This is a genomic window from Arthrobacter sp. ov407 (genome assembly GCF_900102895.1).
GTDB lineage: Bacteria > Actinomycetota > Actinomycetes > Actinomycetales > Micrococcaceae > Arthrobacter.
Window position 1 is genome coordinate 40,269 of record NZ_FNGD01000013.1, and the last position, 19,238, is coordinate 59,506.

General features: G+C 68.5%; 20 protein-coding genes. 7 read left to right on the forward strand and 13 right to left on the reverse strand.

Going from position 1 to position 19,238, the window contains the following annotated elements:
* The first annotated feature begins 2 nt into the window (after positions 1-2).
* Positions 3-857: a phosphotransferase gene (locus BLS42_RS16060; RefSeq protein ID WP_176803477.1), complete on the forward strand. Its 855-nt coding sequence runs from the start codon at positions 3-5 to the stop codon at positions 855-857.
* A 31-nt stretch (positions 858-888) separates the two neighbouring features.
* On the opposite strand, the gene BLS42_RS16065 is transcribed toward BLS42_RS16060, so the two are convergent.
* Entirely contained in the window at positions 889-1,575 is a 687-nt protein-coding gene (locus BLS42_RS16065; protein ID WP_090582932.1) for a DUF4190 domain-containing protein, read from the reverse strand.
* A gap of 149 nt (positions 1,576-1,724) precedes the next feature.
* Between BLS42_RS16065 and pgm the strand changes: the two genes are divergently transcribed.
* Complete coding sequence (gene pgm / locus BLS42_RS16070; RefSeq protein ID WP_090583114.1) at positions 1,725-3,374, forward strand: phosphoglucomutase (alpha-D-glucose-1,6-bisphosphate-dependent); 1,650 nt, start codon at positions 1,725-1,727, stop codon at positions 3,372-3,374.
* Here the strand turns inward: pgm and BLS42_RS16075 are convergent.
* The 3 genes from BLS42_RS16075 to BLS42_RS16085 all read right to left on the reverse strand — a co-directional run bounded on the left by BLS42_RS16075 (position 3,364) and on the right by BLS42_RS16085 (position 6,157).
* A complete protein-coding gene (locus tag BLS42_RS16075) occupies positions 3,364-4,524 on the reverse strand; it encodes a GGDEF domain-containing protein (RefSeq protein WP_090582934.1) in 1,161 nt (386 codons plus the stop codon). The genes pgm and BLS42_RS16075 overlap by 11 nt on opposite strands.
* A gap of 192 nt (positions 4,525-4,716) precedes the next feature.
* Positions 4,717-5,286 carry a 2'-5' RNA ligase family protein gene (locus BLS42_RS16080; RefSeq protein WP_090583116.1) on the reverse strand — a complete coding sequence of 190 codons (570 nt, stop codon included), beginning with the start codon at positions 5,284-5,286 and terminating at the stop codon, positions 4,717-4,719.
* Positions 5,287-5,551: 265 nt separating this feature from the next.
* Positions 5,552-6,157 (reverse strand): malonic semialdehyde reductase, encoded by a 606-nt coding sequence (locus tag BLS42_RS16085; protein ID WP_090582936.1) that lies wholly within the window; start codon positions 6,155-6,157, stop codon positions 5,552-5,554.
* A 277-nt stretch (positions 6,158-6,434) separates the two neighbouring features.
* Between BLS42_RS16085 and BLS42_RS16090 the strand changes: the two genes are divergently transcribed.
* Positions 6,435-7,790, forward strand: a complete 1,356-nt coding sequence (locus tag BLS42_RS16090; RefSeq protein WP_090582938.1) for a uracil-xanthine permease family protein — start codon at positions 6,435-6,437, stop codon at positions 7,788-7,790.
* Between the two features lie 131 nt (positions 7,791-7,921).
* Here the strand turns inward: BLS42_RS16090 and BLS42_RS16095 are convergent, their stop codons facing one another.
* Positions 7,922-8,461 (reverse strand): prolipoprotein diacylglyceryl transferase, encoded by a 540-nt coding sequence (locus tag BLS42_RS16095; protein ID WP_090582940.1) that lies wholly within the window; start codon positions 8,459-8,461, stop codon positions 7,922-7,924.
* 59 nt (positions 8,462-8,520) lie between these two features.
* A complete protein-coding gene (locus BLS42_RS16100; protein WP_256336508.1) occupies positions 8,521-9,489 on the reverse strand; it encodes an SDR family oxidoreductase in 969 nt (322 codons plus the stop codon).
* A 226-nt stretch (positions 9,490-9,715) separates the two neighbouring features.
* On the opposite strand from BLS42_RS16100, the gene BLS42_RS16105 reads away from it, so the two are divergent.
* Entirely contained in the window at positions 9,716-10,216 is a 501-nt protein-coding gene (locus BLS42_RS16105; protein ID WP_090582942.1) for a DUF6328 family protein, read from the forward strand.
* Positions 10,213-10,923: a DUF6766 family protein gene (locus tag BLS42_RS16110; protein ID WP_371129596.1), complete on the forward strand. Its 711-nt coding sequence runs from the start codon at positions 10,213-10,215 to the stop codon at positions 10,921-10,923. Before BLS42_RS16105 ends, BLS42_RS16110 begins: the two co-directional genes overlap by 4 nt.
* A 39-nt stretch (positions 10,924-10,962) precedes the next feature.
* Here the strand turns inward: BLS42_RS16110 and BLS42_RS16115 are convergent, their stop codons facing one another.
* A complete protein-coding gene (locus BLS42_RS16115; RefSeq protein ID WP_090582946.1) occupies positions 10,963-12,087 on the reverse strand; it encodes a glycerate kinase in 1,125 nt (374 codons plus the stop codon).
* Between the two features lie 139 nt (positions 12,088-12,226).
* On the opposite strand from BLS42_RS16115, the gene BLS42_RS16120 reads away from it, so the two are divergent.
* Positions 12,227-12,994 (forward strand): histidine phosphatase family protein, encoded by a 768-nt coding sequence (locus BLS42_RS16120; RefSeq protein WP_090582948.1) that lies wholly within the window; start codon positions 12,227-12,229, stop codon positions 12,992-12,994.
* A complete protein-coding gene (locus tag BLS42_RS16125) occupies positions 12,978-13,904 on the forward strand; it encodes an NAD(P)H-hydrate dehydratase (RefSeq protein ID WP_090582950.1) in 927 nt (308 codons plus the stop codon). The genes BLS42_RS16120 and BLS42_RS16125 overlap by 17 nt, the downstream gene beginning before the upstream one ends.
* 19 nt (positions 13,905-13,923) lie before the next feature.
* On the opposite strand, the gene BLS42_RS16130 is transcribed toward BLS42_RS16125, so the two are convergent.
* The 6 genes from BLS42_RS16130 to BLS42_RS16155 all read right to left on the reverse strand — a co-directional run bounded on the left by BLS42_RS16130 (position 13,924) and on the right by BLS42_RS16155 (position 19,217).
* Complete coding sequence (locus BLS42_RS16130; RefSeq protein WP_090582952.1) at positions 13,924-14,781, reverse strand: glycerophosphodiester phosphodiesterase family protein; 858 nt, start codon at positions 14,779-14,781, stop codon at positions 13,924-13,926.
* A 110-nt stretch (positions 14,782-14,891) separates the two neighbouring features.
* On the reverse strand, positions 14,892-15,140 hold the full coding sequence (locus BLS42_RS16135) for a hypothetical protein (RefSeq protein ID WP_090582954.1): 249 nt from the start codon (positions 15,138-15,140) through the stop codon (positions 14,892-14,894).
* 195 nt (positions 15,141-15,335) lie between these two features.
* Positions 15,336-16,154 carry an HAD family hydrolase gene (locus BLS42_RS16140; RefSeq protein ID WP_090582955.1) on the reverse strand — a complete coding sequence of 273 codons (819 nt, stop codon included), beginning with the start codon at positions 16,152-16,154 and terminating at the stop codon, positions 15,336-15,338.
* A gap of 148 nt (positions 16,155-16,302) precedes the next feature.
* Positions 16,303-16,815 carry a YbhB/YbcL family Raf kinase inhibitor-like protein gene (locus BLS42_RS16145; RefSeq protein WP_090582957.1) on the reverse strand — a complete coding sequence of 171 codons (513 nt, stop codon included), beginning with the start codon at positions 16,813-16,815 and terminating at the stop codon, positions 16,303-16,305.
* Positions 16,816-16,828: 13 nt separating this feature from the next.
* The gene (locus BLS42_RS16150) at positions 16,829-17,782 is read right to left on the reverse strand and encodes a carbohydrate kinase family protein (RefSeq protein WP_090583118.1); all 954 of its coding nucleotides are present in this window, start codon (positions 17,780-17,782) and stop codon (positions 16,829-16,831) included.
* Between the two features lie 73 nt (positions 17,783-17,855).
* A complete protein-coding gene (locus BLS42_RS16155; RefSeq protein ID WP_090582959.1) occupies positions 17,856-19,217 on the reverse strand; it encodes an MBL fold metallo-hydrolase in 1,362 nt (453 codons plus the stop codon).
* Positions 19,218-19,238: the final 21 nt, after the last annotated feature.

A 19,238-nucleotide genomic window follows, 5' to 3' on the forward strand; every position in this document is an offset into this window, starting at 1 on the left:
CGATGAACCCCGCACATCGCGTCCCGGTTGCTTCGCGCGTCTACACCCCCGCCCCCGGCGAGGCGTCCGACGTCGAACATATGCCGGCGGGCGATGTCACTGACGGTGTGGTGCGGGTTGGCGGAACCATCCGCCGCCCGCACCAGCCACAATCCCTCGCCGTGGCCGAGTACCTCGACTGGCTGGATGACACCGGCTTTGAGGGCTCCCCGCGGTTCCTTGGCCGCGACACCCAGGGCCGCGACGTCCTGACCTTCGTACCAGGACAGTGCGCCGGGGCCATTCCCGAAGCCTGGGTGCAATCCGGGGACCTGTTGGTCTCCGTGGCCCGCCTGGTACGCCGCCTGCACACGGCGTCGGCAGGCTTCGCGCCGGAGGCCCACCCGTTTCCGCCGCGGCCGGTCCGGCCGAACCCCACCGACGCTGCCGGGCTCATTTGCCATCTGGACATCACACCGCAGAACGTGGTGGTCCGGGACGGCCTGGCCGCGGGGCTGGTGGATTTTGACCTCGCAGGGCCCTCCACCGCGCTGCACGATTCGCTGAACACCGCCATGCACTGGGTGCCGCTCCGCGACCCGTCAGACGCGTGGCCGGGCTGGGAGGACCAGGACCCGTTCCACCGGCTGCGCATCTTCGCCGACGCCTACGGCTGGACCGAGGATGAACGACGCCGGGTGCCCGGCGCCGGGATCGAGGCCGCGGCGCTGAGCTACGAACGGATGCGGCACAGCGCCGCGGCCCTCGGCGGCGGCTGGGCGCGGATGTGGCAGGACGGCGTGGGCGGCCAGATTAACCGGCGGCGCGCCTGGCTCGAGGCCAATGCCGAACCGCTGGTTGCGGCGCTGACACGCTGAACCGACTCAGGCCCCCGGCCGCGGGGCAGGCCTAGACGCCGTAGCCGCTGTTGCGCGCGGTGCCGATGACCAGTCCGAAAATGACCAGCACCAGGATGGTGACGGCGATGCCGACGTATCCCATCACGAGGCCGGCGATCGCCATGCCCCTGCCGGCCGGTTCGCGCCGCAGGGCCAGGTGTCCCAGGATGACGGCGGCCAGCTGCGGGAGCAGGAAGAATCCGAACCCCACCAGCGCGGCGATGCCGCAGCACATGCTGGCGATGCTTAGGCTCTTGGGCGCCGGCGGCGCACCGTAGTACGCGGGCTGGCCGTAGGCGTTGGGGCTGCCCGGCTGGGCGTACGGCGACGGTTGGCCATACGGTGGGGCCTGCTGGCTGTAGGCCGCTTGGCCATAGGCCGGCTGGCCCGCCGAATATGGCGTCCGGCCGGGCTCGCCGTAAATCGGAGGGTACGGGCTTGAGAACTGGCCGTGGTCAGGTGCAGCCTGGCCGGGCTGCTGGCCGACGGCGGGCTGCTGGCCCGTGTCTGGCTGGCGGCCCGAGGGCTGCTGCGGAGGCTCAGGCTGCGCGAACTGCTGCGTGGCCGACTGTCCCTGGTCCTGGCCGGCGGGCGGTGCCTGCTCTGGCGGAACGTCCGATTCGTGGTCCGGGAGCCGCAGGGTGGGCTGGTAACCCTCCGGGGTCTCGTCTTTGCCTTGTTTTGGCTGTTCAGTCATGGCATGTCCCCTCAAGAAGTCTCTGGATCCAGCGTACCGCCGCAGGGTTGGCTTGGGACGTGACCGATGGGCGGGTTTTCTTTCGTCATAGGAAACAGCTTTCACGCCAAACCGTGTTGCACCCCGCCCTGGTCTGGCATGCTGGTGCCATGGCTAGCCGCGCGGGCACTGTTGCCCAACCCCAAGACCTTGTTGACCTCACTGCGCTTTTGGACGCGTACTACGACGTTTCGCCGGACCTCTCGGACCCGGGCCAGCGGGTGGCCTTCGGAACCTCCGGGCACCGGGGATCGAGCCTGAAGGCGTCCTTCAACGAACCCCACATCCTCGCCATCACGCAGGCGATCGTGGAATATCGGGCAGGCCAGGGCATCACCGGCCCCCTGTACATGGCGAAGGACACCCATGGCCTGAGCGAGCCCGCACAAAACTCCGCCCTCGAGGTGCTGGCGGCCAATGGCGTGCACGTCCTCATCGACGCCCGCCACGGCTACACGCCCACCCCTGCCCTGAGCCACGCCATCCTTACGCACAACCGGAACGCCGCTCCGGGCGCGCCGCAGGCCGACGGCATCGTGGTGACCCCGAGCCACAACCCTCCGGGCGACGGCGGATTCAAATACAACCCCCCGCACGGCGGCCCCGCGGACACCGACGCCACCGGCTGGATCGCCAACCGCGCCAACGAGCTCCTCGAAAACGGCCTGCGCGGCGTCAAGCGGATCCCTGTCGCCGACGCCCTCGCCGCCGGGACCACCGGCAAGTTCGACTTCCTCAGCAGCTACGTCGACGACCTCCCCTCTGTACTGGACCTGAATGCGATCCGTGAGGCAGGCGTCCGGATCGGCGCCGACCCCATGGGCGGCGCGTCGGTGGATTACTGGGGCGAGATCGGCGAGCGCCACCATCTGAACCTCACCGTGGTCAACCCCACCGTCGACCCGCAGTGGGCCTTCATGACCCTCGACTGGGACGAGAAGATCCGGATGGATTGCTCCTCGCCGTCGGCGATGGCCTCCCTGATCAACCGCATGTCCGACGGCGCCAAGTTCGACGTCGCCACCGGCAACGACGCAGACGCCGACCGCCACGGGATCGTTACCCCGGACGGCGGGCTGATGAACCCGAACCACTACCTCGCCGTCGCCATCGATTACCTGTACCGGCACCGGACCGGCTGGAACCCGCAGTCCGTGATCGGCAAAACCCTGGTTTCCTCCTCGATCATCGACCGCGTGGCTGAAAGCCTGGGCCGCAAGCTCGTGGAGGTTCCCGTGGGCTTCAAATGGTTCGTCCCCGGGCTGCTGTCCGGAGAAGGCGCCTTCGGCGGCGAGGAATCCGCCGGTGCCTCCTTTAACAAGATGGACGGAAGCGTCTGGACCACGGACAAGGACGGCATCCTGCTGGCCCTGCTGGCCTCAGAGATTACGGCGGTAACGGGCAAGTCACCGTCGCAGCTGTACAAGGGCCTCACCGACCAGTTCGGCGACCCGGTCTACGCCCGTATCGACGCAGCGGCCACCAGGGAGCAGAAGGCGGCCCTCGGCAAGCTCTCGCCCTCGGACGTCACCGCGACCGAACTGGCCGGCGAAACGATCACGGCCAAGCTGACTGAGGCACCGGGCAACGGCGCCGCGATTGGCGGCCTCAAGGTTGTCACCGAAAACGCCTGGTTCGCGGCCCGGCCCTCCGGCACGGAGGACGTCTACAAGATCTACGCCGAGTCCTTCAAGGGTGCCGAACACCTCAAGCAGGTCCAGGCCGAGGCGAAAGCGCTGGTGGACGGGGTTATTTCGTAGTACCGCCGCCGGTGGCCAACTCGGCGCGGTCCCTGCCAAGCGTCTTTGCCTGGTAGAGGGCCGCGTCGGCCAAGACCACTGCGGCGTCGAGGCCGCCCGGTCCGGAGCCGGTGGCCGCGATGCCGTAGCTGACGGTGGGCAGTCGGGGAATGATTGGCGAGCCGGTTTGATGGAGCCGGACGCTGATGTCGGCCGCGATTTCCCTCGCCCGGTCCGGCGTGACCCCGGGCAGCAGGAGGATGAATTCCTCGCCGCCGTAGCGGCCCACGAGGTCGGTGGAGCGGACGGTACCGGCGCAGGCCCTGGCAAAAGCCTGCAGGGCGGAGTCCCCCGCCGAGTGGCCGAACTGGTCGTTGATCGCCTTGAAGTGGTCCAGATCCGCCAGAATGACCGATGCCGTGGTTCCAGTCCGGCGCAGTCGGCGCAGTTCGTTTTCCGCAAGATCCAGGAACGCCGAGCGGTTGAGCAGGCCGGTGAGGCCGTCCACGGTGGCGCGTGCGCGGAGATCCGTGGTCTGTTGTTCGTAGCTCAGCTCCGCCATCGTGAAGGACGCGACCACGAGCGTGACCATCGACAAGACCGTCATGGGGACGGAACCGAAAACTGACGTAAAGACCGCACCGTCCGGTCCCTTCGTCAGATAGGCGAAGAGACGGCCCAGGTAGAAAACGGCCAGGATGCCGGCGCCCACGGCGAGGGGACGGTGCACGCGCGAGTAATCGCGCTCAAGCAGGAACAGCTCCCTGGACGCCAGCCCGATCAGCAGGGCCATGAATCCCAGGTACACCGGGCCGCCCGCCCAGACGTTGGTGGCCGGATGGTCAAAAACTGAAGCAGCGGCGGTGGCAGCAGGGCCGGCCGCGAGTTGCCAGGGCCGGGGTGCGGGGGCCCGCAGCGATCGTCCGCCAGCCCAGATGCTGGCCGCACCGGCGACCAGCAGGACGCTGCCGGCAGGGTTGGCCCAGACCTGGTGCACCGTCCCATCCAGCAGGTACGCGGCGTTGCCGACCAGGAACAGCAAAAGGGCCATGCACCACCAGCCGCTGTAGGGCGACCGGGTGCGCCGGAAGGTGATGAAGTAGAACAGCATGAGCAGCGTGAGGTCGACCAGCGCCAAGGCAACCCGCAGTGTCGCGGTGTCAAGCATCATTTAGTGGTCCCCCCGGTCCGCCGTGATTTGCCCGAAATACGTCACTCCGTCGTCGAATAACTGTCGAACAACAGTCGAATAACCGTCGAATAACCGCCGAAGTTGACCCAAGTATGGCACCCGGACCGCAGGAATCAACCGCCGGAGTCCCGGATATGACGTGCACGCCATCCCCTGAGACCGTCCGGGCGCTTACGCCGGGGCTCCGGTCCACAATTTCAGGATCCGGCGGGTGGCGTGCCCGCCGTCGGGCGCCATATCCACCAGCGCTATCCGGTCAAGCGCGAAAGTGTCGCCCTGTTGGAGCCGTTTGGCGCCGTGGTGCGAGACGTGCGGCCGGTACCCTTCCAGGGTGTAGGTAGGCGTGGAGATCCTGCCGGGCAGCTGCTCCACGATCCGGACCAGCTCGTTGTGGAGGAGCTGCAGCTGTTCGCTGGGTTCAATCAGGTTGACCGGGATTGACCCTGCGCGCCCGAACCCGGCTTCGCCGTCCACGCTGACCCGGCAGCCCAGGGCGGCGGCCACCGTGTCCGCCATGAGGGTGGCGATCCGTTCGGCGAGCGGATCGCCTGGTGCCGGTGGTGTGCCCGGTTCGGGTTCCGCGCCGGATTCCTGGCGCGGTTCGACGACGTCGAACTTACCAACGTCGAACTTAGCCACGTCGAACTTAAGCAGGGTGAGGTGCAGCGGCCAGTCATCACGGGGAAACTCGAGCCCTTCGGCTACGGGTTCCACGAAGGCCACCGCGATCAGGTTCCGCATGGGAAAAGTGTGCCACGCCGCGGCGGCCATGGGCGGGGCGTGTGCCGCAAACGGACAGTGCCGGAGGCGAAGGCACGGACTAAAATAGGAAGTGGCCTTGGATGTGGGCCTTGCGCTGAACCGCAGAATCGCATCCCGCGTGCCTCCGGCCTGTCCCCCATGGTGCCGGAGGCACCTCCGCGGAAGGACAGTGCCGGAGGCACCTCCGCGGAAGGACAGTGCCGGAGGCACCTCCGCGGAAGGACAATGCCGGGGCCGGATGCCCTTAGACGGTACGGACGACGTCCTCGTAGGCGAATTTCGGCTTGGCTGCGCCCCATGCGTCTTCGCCGGGCTGGCCGATGTTGACCACGAGGAAGCTCTTCTGGCTCCCGTCGGGGAAGAACGCCGCGTTGATCTTGGCGAAGTCGGCACCGGTCATGGGGCCGGCCGCGAGGCCCAGGGAGCGGACCGCGAGGATGAAGTAGCCGGCCTGCAGGTGGGCGTTGTTGTTGCCCGTGGCCGCGGCAAGGTCCGGCGCGGCGTCATACATGGCCTTGGGGGCGTTGTAGCCGGGAAGGAACGTGTCCCACTGTTCCTGCCAGGCGGTGTCGTAGCTCAGGACCGCGACGAGGGGTGCTGAGGCCGTCTTCGCGCGGTTTCCCGCGGAAAGTGCGTCCACGAGCGTGGCCCGGGCTTCGTCGGAGCGCACGTAGGTGACGCGCAGCGGCTGGGAGTTGAATGCTGTGGGGCCGAACTTCGTCAGTTCGTAGATGGCGCGGGCCTGCTCGTCAGTGACGGCGCCGGTGAAGACGTTGGCGGTGCGGGCTTCGGCAAAGATGGCGTCGACGGCAGCTGCCTCGATTACTGCTTCATCGTGGGCGATTGTCATGGGCATCCCTTTCGCTGTGCCGGCGCACTTGAGGGTGGCCGGCTTCTCCTGCTGTCCATAGTTGCAACTTCAACCAGCCGCGCCTGCTTCCCACTGCGCTCTGTGACGTCCGGCACACACCACTCCAGCGCACACCCCCCCCAGCGCGCACCATCTCTCGTTTCGATCCTGCCTGCGCGAGGGGACTGCCCGAGGGGACGGCCGGTATAACCCTGCGCGGTAAAGTTGCTCGGGAAGATTCCTTCCGCGCCCCACATTCTCTGAAAGGCTCCCGGCAATGAGCATGCTCGGCACCAAATGGAAGCTCCACGGCACCGGCAAGTCCGTCCGCCCCGGTGAGGTCGTCAGGCCGGATGAGCGGCTCACCTGGCCCCTGACGGTAGGGATCGGGATGCAGCACGTCGTGGCCATGTTCGGTGCCACCTTCCTGGTCCCGATCATCACGGGCATGCCGCCAGCCACCACGTTGTTCTTCTCCGGCATCGGCACCCTGTTGTTCCTGGTCATCACCCAGGGACGCGTGCCGAGCTACCTCGGTTCCAGTTTCGCGTTCATCGCACCGATCCTGGCTTCCCAGCAACAGTTCGGCATCGCCGGGGCGCTGGGCGGGGTGGTGCTGGCCGGCGCGACCCTCGCCGTCGTTGGCGCCGTAGTGCAGAAGTTCGGAGCCGGCTGGATCAACCGGGTCATGCCGCCGATCGTAACCGGTGCGATCGTGGCTTTGATCGGGCTGAACCTGGCGCCCGCGGCGAAGGCCAACTTCGACCAGGCCCCGGTGACCGCCTTCATCACGCTGGCCGTCATCATCGTGGTCAGCGTGCTGTTCCGCGGCATGTTGGGCCGGCTGAGCATTCTGGTGGGCGTACTGGTGGGCTACCTTGTTGCGATGATCCGGGGAGAGGTGGACTTCTCCAAGATGGACAGCGCGGCGTGGGTCGGCCTGCCGCACTTCCAGACCCCCGAATTCCACCTTGGCGTCGTGGGCCTCTTCGTGCCGGTGGTGCTGGTGCTGGTGGCAGAGAACATCGGCCATGTGAAGTCCGTGTCGGCCATGACCGGGCAGAACCTCGACGGCGTGTCCGGCCGGGCGCTCCTGGCCGACGGCGCCGCCACCGTGCTTGCCGGGCTTGGCGGCGGGTCCGGGACCACCACGTATGCCGAGAACATCGGCGTCATGGCTGCCACCAAGGTGTACTCGACGGCGGCGTACTGGGTGGCCGGCGTCTTCGCCGTGATCCTGAGCTTCTCGCCGAAGTTTGGTGAACTCATCGCCACTGTCCCCGCCGGCGTCCTGGGCGGCGCGGCCACGATGCTCTACGGCATGATCGGTGTGCTGGGTGTGAAGATCTGGGTCCAGAACAAGGTGAACTTCTCCAACTCGATCAACCTGACCACGGCCGCCGTCGCCCTGATTGTCGGGATTGCCGACTACACCTGGACCATCGGCGACCTGAAGTTCACCGGGATCGCGCTGGGCTCGGCCGCGGCCCTGGTGATCTACCACGGCATGAAGGCGATCGCGAAGGTGCGCGGCACGGTGACGGAGCCGGAAACTGATGATCCCTCGCCGGCCGCGGCCTCGACGGCCGCGGTCAAGGCAGCCACCAAGCGCGCCCCCAAGAAGCGCCGCTAAAGAAGCACCGCAAGCGGGCAACTTACCGCAGACGAAGAGGCCGGACTCCGCCCACAGGCAGGAGTCCGGCCTCTTTGGCTGTCAGGGCCCTCCGTGGGGCAGCGGCGGGCGCGGGGGCGACGGCGCCGGGACTAGCCGGCGTCGAAGGCGTCCTTGTCATCGTCGCGGTCCTTCGGCGACTTGCTCTCCGGCAGGTCCGTCCCGGAGCCGTCCGGCAGACCCGCCGCGTCCTGTCCGGGCTCGGAGGAGAAAGGTCGCCCTGCGTCGGGCTTTTCCGTGTTGGCCTCGTCCATCTCCGCCTCCGAGGAGGGCACGGCGGCCGCGGGATCCTCCTGGGCGTCGGGGTCGAAGCCGGGGGTTGCGCTGGCGTTTTCTGAACTCATTTGTTCCTCCGTTCCTCCGAAGCGTCCTGCTCCGGGCTCTCCTGCACTGTCTTGGTCTTCGGCACCGAACTGGCTCAGATCCGGCGCACCGGCCGGATACGTCTCGCCGTCGGGGCTGTCCTGGTTCAGCCCCGCGGCGTCGAAGGCCTCCTCCTCGCGCGGCTGAGCGAAGTTCTTCGCATCGCCGTTCTTCGCGTCGCCGCCGGGCATTTCCTGCTCGGCGGTCGGGGTGCCGTAGCCGCCCGCTTCTTCGGTGACGCTCTTGGGATCCTGCTGGTTTTCAGTCATGTCATTTCTCCTGTTGCTGGAAATGGGACTAGCTGGAATTGGACGGGATCGAAGCGGACTCAGAGCCCTTTGCCTCCGGTGACCGGAAGCACCGCTCCGGAAATGTAGGAACCGTGGTCCGAGGCGAGCAGCACGTAGGCGGCCGCGAGCTCAGCCGGCTGGCCCGCCCGTTGCAGTGGCGTGTCCTGGCCGAAGGACGGCAGTTTCTCCGGCCACTCGGTGGCCGGAATCAGCGGCGTCCAGATGGGACCCGGGGCCACGGCGTTGACCCTGATTCCCTTGGGCCCGAGCTCCTGGGCCAGCGCCTTGGTGAAAGCCACTTGGGCTGCCTTGGTCATGGCGTAGTCGATGAGTTCCGGGGACGGGTTGAAGGCCTGGATCGACGCGGTGGTGATGATGGACGCCCCCGTTCCCAGATGCGGGACCGCGGCACGGGCGGTCCAGAGCAGGGAGTACAGATTGGTTTTGAAGACGCGGTCGAACTCTTCGGTGGGGAGCGATTCCAGGCTGTCCCGGTTCTTCTGGTAGGCCGCATTCAGTACCAGAACATCGAGGCCCCCGAATTCGGCCAGGGCCGCCTCGACGATGTGCCCGGCGAAGTCCTCACTGCGGCCGTCGCCGGGAAGCAGCAGGGCCTTGCGGCCGGCCTTCCGGACCCACTCGGCGGTGTCCTGTGCGTCTTCTTCCTCCTCCGGAAGATAGGAGATCGCGACGTCGGCTCCCTCGCGGGCGAAGGCGATCGCCACCGCCTTGCCGATTCCGGAGTCACCGCCGGTGATAAGGGCGGCTTTGCCGCTCAGAGCACCGCTGCCCCGGTAGCTTTCCTCGCCATGGTCCGGTTTGGGCTCCATGGGCGCGGTGAGGCCGGGCTGTTTCTGGACCTGTTCCGGGAACGGGCCCGAGTGGTAGCCGGCGCGGGGATCGCGCGGCTGGTCTTGCTGCTTGGGCTGGTCTTGCTGCTTGGGCTGGTCTTGCTGCTTGCCGCCGCCGCTGGAGGCGCCGGCTGCCGTGCTGCTTGCGTCACTCATAGTCCACCTAACCAATACGTCGGTTTCCAGCGATGCTCTCAGGCCGGCGCTGGCCGGGCCTTCCGAAATCATCGCCGTGAAGTAAACAGTTTCTACCCTAACCGCAAAGTGATCAGCAAACTTACTACCGACTTGTCTTTTATCAACTTTCAAGCCTAGGTTGAGGGTGGGCCACACACGCTGCGGCAGGTTCACGATGGTTTCAGGATGGCGCGGAGGAACACCAATGACAGACCCAATGACGCCGAAGGATGACGGCAGGGACGAATCGCGTGCTGAGCGGATGGACCGCAACTGGGCCGAACTGCTGCAGGAACTGCGGGTTCTCCAGACCGGGGTCCAGCTCCTCGCCGGCTTCCTCCTGACCCTGCCGTTCCAGACGCGCTTCGAGACGCTCGATGATTACCAGACCCGCCTGTACCTCGCCAACGTCGTCTTGGCCGCCCTCACCACGGCCACCATCCTGCTGCCGGTGAGCGTGCACCGCCGACTGTTCCGGCAGGGGCTGAAGTCCACGCTCGTGGCCAGCGCCGATACCATCGCCAAGTTTTCGTTGGCCGGCGTCGGGCTCCTGAGCGTGGGGACTACGTCCCTCATCTTCGACGTCACCGTAGGCCGGACGGCGGGCGTGATAGCCGGCGTCGGATTGCTGGCCATACTGGTACTGCTACTGGTTCTTGTCCCAGCCCGGATCCGTCGGCAGGCCCGCAAAGAGGAGTCACAATGACCAACGTTTCACATGATCGGCGCACCGCAGGCACAGGAGGAACCATGGGCAAGTGGGTCAAGGAGCACGGACTGCTGCTGGCCAATATCGGGCTGTTCGTCGTGTTTTTCGGCGGCATGATCCTCAGCGGAGCCAGCAGCTACAGCGACGAGCAGACGGCCCACGGTGAACCGGCCGTGACAGTGCTGCAGTACCTCGGCACCGGGGCGTTCGTGGAGGCGACATTCGAGAACTGGGAATCGGAATTCCTGCAGATGGGCATGTATGTCCTCTTGACCGTCTTCCTGTTCCAGAAGGGGTCCTCCGAGTCCAAGCCGATGGGCCGCACCGCCCCGCAGGACGAGGACCCCAGGCAGGCCAAGCTCAAGTCATCCACCCCGTGGCCCGTGCGGCGCGGCGGCTGGGTGCTCAAGCTCTACGAACACTCGCTCTCGATCATGTTCCTCCTGCTGTTCGTGGCGTCCTTCATCATGCACGCGGTTGGCGGCGCGGACGACTACAACAGTGACCAGGAGGCGCACGGACAGCCCACCGTGACGGTGCTGGGCTATCTGGCGACGAGCCGCTTCTGGTTCGAGTCCTTCCAGAACTGGCAAAGCGAGTTCCTCGCGGTGGCGGTCCTGGTGGGCGCCTCGGTCTACTTGCGCGAGAAGGGCTCCCCCGAGTCCAAACCCGTGGCCGAACCGCACTACGAGACCGGCGCCTAGCCCCACGGCGCTCGGCACGGCAGCCGGCCAGCAGGCGCGCTAGGCCCCTTCGAGGACCTGGCTGGTGACCCAGGCAAGGTACTTTGCTGCGTTGGCGACGGCGTCCTCCGGGCTTCCGGCGACGTCCAGCAGCTGCGCGGCGGCGACGACTCCGTGCCGGGCGAGGTCCTCCGGGGTGACGAGGATCCGGCCGGCCACCACGATCACCGGAATGCCGAGGGACTGGGCGGCATCGGCGAGGGCGATCGGCGCCTTGCCCGTCAGCGATTGGCTGTCCATGGAGCCTTCTCCGGTAATGACCAAATCAGCCACCGCGAGTTTCGCGGCAAGCCCGGTCAGGCCGGCCACCAGCTCGAAGCCGCCTTCCAGGGCGGCCGTGCTGAAGGCCAGGAACGACGCCGGGAAGCCGCCGGCCGCCCCCGCGCCGGGCACATTGACGTCCCGGCCCGTCGACTCGCGCAGGACCGAGGCCCAGTTGCGCAGGCCGGCGTCCAGCAGCTCCACCGCGTCAGCGTCGGCACCTTTTTGCGGACCGAACACGTGCGCCGCCCCGTCGCTGCCGTACAGCGGATTTTGGACGTCGACGGCGATCCTGAACTTCACCGCGGCCAGCCGCGGATCCAGGCCGCTGATATCCACGGACGCGACCTCGGCGAGCGATCCGCCGCCAAGTGGCACGACGTTCCCGGCGGCGTCCAACGGCTTGAGTCCGAGGGCCCGGAGGGCGCCGCTGCCGCCGTCGCTCATGGCCGAACCGCCTACGCCCAGCACGATTTCCGTGGCACCGGCGTCCAGGGCGGCGGCGATCAGCTGGCCGCAGCCGTAACTGTGGGCGCGCAGCGAGTTGGCCGGCGTGGGCTCCATGTGCGCCAGCCCGGAGGCCTGCGCCGTTTCAATCACCGCGGTGGCCCCGCCGAAAGCGTCCGCGCGGATAGCCCACGCGGCACCGATCGGGGCCAAGATGGGGCCGACGACTGCGTTGAGCCGTTCCTCGTAGCCGGCCGCGACGGCCGCCTCGAGGGTCCCTTCGCCGCCGTCGGCCACCGGAAACTGGACGGCGTCGGCGTCCGGGTAGACGCGCAGGGCGCCTTCGGCAATGGCGGCGGCGGCTTCGACGGCGGTCAGGGAGCCCTTGAACTTGTCCGGGGCGATGAGGATGCGCATGGCTCTATCCTGCCAGCCCGGCCGTCGCGGCGTGCAGCGACAGATCTGCGCCATCGGGAGTAACGTGGCTGCCACACACAATCCGGCCCGGGCCGGCACGGCAAAGGATGACGTTGGGAACCAACGGACAGGGGGATATGTGAGCCACTACGGACACGGCACCAGCGTTCCGGGCGTGACGGAGCTGCTGCTGGTACGTCACGGTGAAAGCCAGGGCAACGTTGCGGCCACGCTTGCTCAACAGGCCGGCGCGCATGTCATCGATGTTCCGGCCCGGGATGCGGATGTCGGGTTGTCGGACACCGGACGGGAGCAGTCGCTGGCCTTGGGCAGGCTCCTCGCGGGGTACCCGAACGGCCGGCGCACTCCAGTCTGGTGCTCGCCCTACCTGCGCGCACGGCAGACGGCGGAACTCGCCGTCCAGACCGGGGGCTGGCAAACGGCAATCCTGGTCGACGAGCGGCTTCGTGACCGCGAGCTCGGCATCCTGGACATGCTCACCTCAGCCGGGGTGGAAGCCCGCCTCCCCGAGGAGGCCGGCCGGCGGCGGTGGCTCGGCAAGTTCTACTACCGGCCCCCGGGCGGCGAGTCCTGGGCGGACGTGGTGCTGCGGCTTCGCTCGCTGCTCGCCGACCTCGACAACAAGCATCCCGGCGAGGGCGTCCTGCTGGTCTGCCACGACGCCCTGATCCTGCTCATCCGCTACATCCTGGAGGGGCTCTCGGAGCAGCAGCTGCTGGACATTGCTGCCACGTCCACCATCCTCAATGCCTCCGTCAGCCGCTTCGTCCGGCCCGACGGCAGGGGGGAATGGTTACTGGAGACTTTCAATATGGCCGACCACCTCATGAGCGAAGGTGTCCCGGTAACGCAGCACTCGGGGGACGCCGATGTCCACCCCCGCTAAGTCCCGGCAGGTCAAACCCCCTCAGGCGGAGGCCGTCACCCCGACCTTGCTGCGCGCCTGGCCGCTTCCTGACGGCGGCTCCGGGAAGGATGACCGCGGCTCCGTGCTGGTCATCGGCGGTGCGCGCAAGACCCCCGGAGCGGCGTTGCTCGCCGGCGTCGCTGCCCTCCGCGCGGGTGCGGGCCGGCTGACCCTGGCCGTGGCGGACTCCGTGGCGGTACCGCTCGCCGTCGTCCTGCCCGAAGCCGGCGTCCTTGGACTGCCGGAAACTACGGCCGGGACCGTGGTCGGTTCCGCCGCCGGGTCCCTGGCCGCCGAGCTGGAAGCCGCAGACGCCGTCCTGGTGGGGCCCGGCCTGGACGACCAGGACCAGACCACGGCGCTGCTGCGCGAACTCCTCAAAGCCACCCCGGGCACTCAGCCCTGCTTTGTCCTGGATGCCTTTGCCCTGGCCAGCCTGCCGGAGCTCGAAGACGAACTGGCTCCGTGGGCCGGCCGGCTGATCCTGACCCCGAACATCACGGAGGCCGGCATCCTCCTCGGCCGGGACGTCGAGGACCTGCGCCGCCAGCTTCCTGAGGTGGCCGACAAATACCAGGCGGTGGTCACCTGCCAGGGGGTGATCGCACAACCCCGCAGCAGCGGCAAGTCTGCCGCGTCCGGGTCCGACCTCTGGGAGATCACCACCGGGCACAGCGGACTGGGCACTTCGGGCAGCGGAGATGTCCTCTCCGGCGCCATCACCGGCCTCCGTGCCAGGGGAGCGGGCGACGCGCAGGCCGCCTGCTGGGGAACGCACCTGCATGCTGCGGCCGGAGACCGTCTTGCCAGCCGGCTGGGCGGCTTGGGTTATCTCGCCCGGGAGCTCAACGAGGAACTGCCGCCCCTCATGATGGAACTTTCCGCCTAAGCGCCGGGGGCGCTCCCCGTCAGACCCAGGTCCCGCGCTCCTGGAGGACCGCCTTGAGCAGGTCCGCGCGGTCCGTGACAATCCCGTCGACGCCAAGGTCCAGCAGCCGGTGCATTTCGGCGGGCTCATTGACTGTCCACACATGAACCTGCAGGCCGTGCCGGTGTGCCCGGCGGATGAAGCCGGGCGTCACCACGGGCACGGCGCCGTAGCGAACGGGGACCTGCAGGGCGTGGACTCCGCGCAGTGCCCGGCGGGCCACGAGGGACATCAGCCGCGCCGGCAGCACGGGTCCCAGCAGGACGAACACGGCATTGGACACGATGCCGGCCGAACTCGCGGCGGGACGGCTCAGCTGCTTCAGCACCGCGCGGCGCCGCCGGTCCGAGAAACTGGCCACCAGCACTCGGTCGTGCAGTCCGTGGCGTTCGATCGCCGAGGCCAGGGTGCCCACCGAATTCCAGTCCTTGACGTCGATATTGAGCCGGATGTCCGGGAAGGCCACGATCAGCTCCTCGAACCGCGGGATCGGTTCGGTTCCGCCGATCCTGGCCAGGTCCACGGTCGCGGCCGGAAGGTCCGCGATCCGGCCCCGGACCTCCGTGATTCGGTCCAGGGTTTTGTCGTGGAAGAGCACCAACACGCCGTCGGCGGTGGTGTGCACGTCCGTCTCCAGATGCCGGAACCCGAGGTCGACGGCGGCGCGGAACGCGGCCATCGAGTTCTCCAGCCCATCCAGCGAGAAGCCCCGATGGGCCATCGCCAAGGGCGCCCGGACGCCGGCGCGGGCCCGGGCAGGGGCGTCCTCCGGAGCGCCGTCCTCCGGGCCGTCGTCGCGGTTGCCGCGAGGGGCAAAGTAGGGGTGCGGGTCAGTCACTCCTGAAGCGTACCCGAGCCTCGATTGCCGGCACCGGGGCCGCGGACGGGGCTGAGCAGGACCGGGTCTTGGTGGGACCGGTCTTTGGCTGTGCTTGGCGGGACGTGGTGTCAGGAGTCGTGCTGGCGGATTTCCACGTCGTCGCTGCAGTGCAGCAGCGTGCGGCCGCGGCCGCCGTCGAGGTCCACCCAGACAACGCTGTGGTCCGCCGTGACGGCGTGCACGAGGCCGCCGGTCTCGAAGCCCGGGCCCAGCCGGACGCTGACGCGGTCGCCCTGGCGCAGCTGCCTCCAATGCCGGTCCGGCTCCGCCGGGTGCAGGGGTTGGTCGTCCGTGTTGTTGATGCGGTACTTGGCCATGATGTCCCCACTATCGGTCTAGCGATCCGTCGCGAGCTTCCAGCCTAGGAGGCCAAGGTGAACGCCAGTTGACCGTCGGCTGGGAATCCGGTGTCCGCGCGGATCTGGCCCGGTGTGCGGAGCAGGCCGGCGGGACGCGGGTGGTGCGTGGACCGGCGCGGCGGTGGCTTTAGGGGAGCCGGGCCGCCGGGTGGCTTAGGGCAGCCGGAGGCCGAGTTCGGCGAGCTTGGCCTCGAGGATCTGGGCGACGCCGTCGTCGTCGAAGTGCGGGGCCTGCTGGCCCGCGGCCCGGATCGCTTCCGGGTGGCCGCTGGCCATCGCGTAGCCGTGTCCGGCCCAGCGCAGCATTTCGATGTCGTTGGGCATGTCCCCAAAAGCCACCACGTCCGCGGCGCCGATGCCGAGGGACGCCGCATATTCCGCCAGGGTCACGGCCTTGTTCACGCCGGGCAGCGACAGCTCCAGCAGGGCCATGTTCGGTGCCGAGTGCGTCGCCGCGGCCAGATGGGCGACGGCGGGCGTCACCTCGGCCAGGAACTCGTCGGCAGTGCCCTCCCGGACAATGGCCAGGAACTTCGCAACGGAGTCCCCCGCCGTGAGGGTCGTGTGCAGCGGGGCCGGGGTGAATTCCGCGAGCAGTTTGCTCGAGCCGTTTTCGATAAAGCCCGGTTCCAGGTGGAAGCCGGTGAGGGTTTCGGCGGCAAACAGCGCGGACGGACGCAACCGCTTGATGATGCGGCGGACCTCGAACATGGCGTCGAGGTCCAGTGTCCGCGCCGAGAGCATGCGGTCCGCCTCAAGGTCCCACACGACGGCGCCGTTAGAGCAGATGACCGTTCCGGTGTGCCCCAACTGGTCCTGCAGGGGATGGAGCCAGCGCGGCGGCCGTCCCGTGACGAACACCAGTTCCAGCCCGGCGTCGCGGCAGGCGTGGAACGCGCGGACGGTCCGGTCGCTGATTTTGCCGTCATGGCCGAGGATCGTTCCGTCGATGTCACTTGCTACCAGCCGCATAGTGCCAGTCTACGTGGGCCGGGACGGCCGGCCCCCGCGGCCGTATGCGCCGAGATCGCCGGACCGCGTCGGCTTCGCCGGACAATTCCCGCGATCTGGAGAGTTTCCGGCGAACTCGACGACGGCGAGCGGCTCGGCGGCGGCGGGCTCAGTGGCGTTCGAGGATGCCGGTGAGCGTGCCACGGCCAAGGGTGTGCCGTGACAGCTTCACTTCCAAGCTGCCCGGAGCGGTGTGCTCATCCAGCCCAGACGGCGCGATGTCGAGCGCGTGGACGGTGATGACGTAGCGGTGCGGCCCGTGCCCGGGAGGCGGCGCGGCGCCCAGGTAGCCGTGGAACCCGCCGTCGTTCCTTAACTGGATGGCACCCGGGGGAAGGAGCCTGCCGCCCTCGGCACCCGCCCCTGCCGGCAGCGACGTCACGCCGGCGGGGACGTCCACCACGGCCCAGTGCCAGAAGCCGCCACGCCCCGGGGCGTCGGGGTCGAACATGGTGACCGCATAGCCCTTCGTGCCGGCCGGGGCGCCGCTCCAGCTCAGCTGCGGGGATTCGTCCTGGCCGCCGGCGCGCATCTTCCCGCTGCGCTGGGCAGGCGGGAGCGTCTGGCCCTCCGCGAAGGATTCACTGCGGACAGGAAACACCGGAAAATCATGGCGTGTCATGGCTGCCTTTCACTCACTGCAGGGGCTGGGCCCCCGTTTCCATCCGTGCCAACTCCGCGCGCGTGGGCGGGTTGGCGCCGGCGCGGGACACGGTGACCGCCGCTGCCCGGGAGGCATGGGCGAGGAGATCGCGGAGATTTTCGGCGGAGAGTTCGCGCAGGGCCTCGCGGTTTTGTGCCCCGTCCAGGCCCAGGTCCACCACGCCGGACAGGAGCGCGGCCATGAACGAATCCCCCGCCCCGACGGTGTCCGCGACGCTGATCTCGGGGGCGGGGAACTGCGCCTCACCTGCGGCGTTGATGCCCCAGGGGCCCGTGCCGCCGCGGGTCACCACCACCATGGCGGGCCCTTCGGAGCCGCCCAGCGCCAGCCAGCGGCGGGCCGAATCCAGCGGGTCTTCACCGGGATAGAGCCATTCGAGGTCCTCGTCGGAGGCTTTCACGACGTCTGCGAGAGTGACGAACTTTTCGGCCTGCCCCCGGGCGTAGTCCACGTCCGGGATGATGCTCGGGCGGCAATTGGGGTCGAAGCTGATGGTGGCGGACGGGTGGGCGCGCTCGACGGCGGCCAGCACGTCGGCGGCGCCGGGCGCCAGCATGGTGGCAATGGATCCGGTGTGCAGCAGCGTGGTTCCCTGAAGCAGGAACGGCAGGCGCGCCCCGACGCCGGGAAGCTCCCAGGCGAGGTCGAAGGTGTAGGTGGCGGCGCCGGCGTCGTCGATCAGGGCGGCCGCCACGCTGGTGGGCAGCTCGTCGGGTCCCAGCGGGAGGAGCACGGAACTCGACTTCAGGTGTGCGGCCAGGGCCTCGCCATAGGCATCGCGGCCGTAGCGGCCAATGAACTGGACGGGATGGTCCAGCCGCGCCAGCCCCACCGCCACGTTGAGGGGGCTTCCGCCGACATGGGCCTGGACGCCGGAGGACCGCTGGACTACATCAACCAGCCCCTCGCCAATAACTGTGAGCATGACCATACTCTGCCAGAGAATCCGCTCCGGCGCCGTGTGTTGAGCGCACCGCCCGCATCCGCTCGCTGCCCGCTCAGGCTGCTGTGGTGTCCAAGGCGACCCCGGCGGGCGCGGCGTCGGAGAACCTGGCGTCGATGTGGACCACCTCCCGGCCTGCCCGCTGGAGGAGGCTGGCGGCGACCCCGGCACGGTACCCGGAACCGCAGTGCACCCAGAGCTTCCCGGCAGGGACATCCCCGAGGCGCAGCAACAGCTCGTGCAGCGGCACGTTGACCGCGCCCAGCACCCGGGCGGCGGCGAATTCGTCGGCCCGGCGCACGTCCAGGACGGTGTCCTTCGGCGCCCGCCCGGCGAGCACGCCGTCCCAGCCCACGCGCGGGTAGGAGGCGAGGCCGGCCCGCGGTGCCAGGGCCTCCGGCTCGGTTCCGACGGCGGCGTCCGGGGATTCGATGCCGATCCGGGAGAGGTCGCGGATGGCGCTCTCGATATCTTCCCGCGAGCCCACCAGGGTCAGCGGTTCACCCCAGGGCAGCACCCAGCCGAGATACGTGGTGAAACTGGAGCCGGAGCCATACTCAAAACTGACGCTGCCCTTGAGGTGGCTGTTGGCGAACGCCACGCGCCGCCGCAGGTCCACCACCCACTCGCCGTCGTCCAATCGCCGGGTGAGCTCGGCGGCATCGAGTGACTCGGGAACGGCCAGCTCCGCAGGGCCCGGGCCCCTCAGGTTGGCCGGACTCATGTGGGCGTAGTACGACGGGTAGTCCGTGAGGTTGGCGATGAGCTGGCGGACGAAGTGGTCCTCGTCAGGGTCCGTCAGGGCATGGTTGGCGGCGAGCTGTTCGCCGATGGTGGAGGACCGGGCGCCGCTGGCGGGTCCGGAGGAGCAGAAGGAACCGAATCCGTGGGTCGGGAACAGCGCCGCGTCATGGCCGGCCTCGGCGGCGAGCCGCCGGACCGAGGCGTACTGGTCATGGGTCAAGCCGATCGTGTCCGCCTCGGCAACAAGGTCGGTGCGGCCCACCGAGCCGTACAGCAGGCTGCCGCCGGAGAAGACGGCCTGCTTCTCGCCGTCGTCCACGATGAACGACATGTGGGTGTGCGTGTGGCCCGGCGTGGCGACCGCCTTGACCGTCAGCGAGCCCACCCGGACCGTTTGGCCGTCCGTGACGGGCGTGCGCTCAAACGCCACAGGATCGGCGGCGTTCACGAGGTAGCTGGCGCCGTGGGCGCCGGCCAGGATCAGCCCGCCGGTGATGTAGTCATTGTGCAAGTGGGTCTCGGCCACGTGCGTGATGGCCACTCCGGCGTCGCGGGCGGCCGCCTCGATGCGGTCGGTGTCACGCTGCGGGTCGATCGCCAGCGCCACGGAGCCGTCGTGGACCAGGTAGCTGCGGTCCCCGAGCTGCGGGGTCTCGATGACGATGACTTCCATGGTCCCTCCGTTAAGGACAGC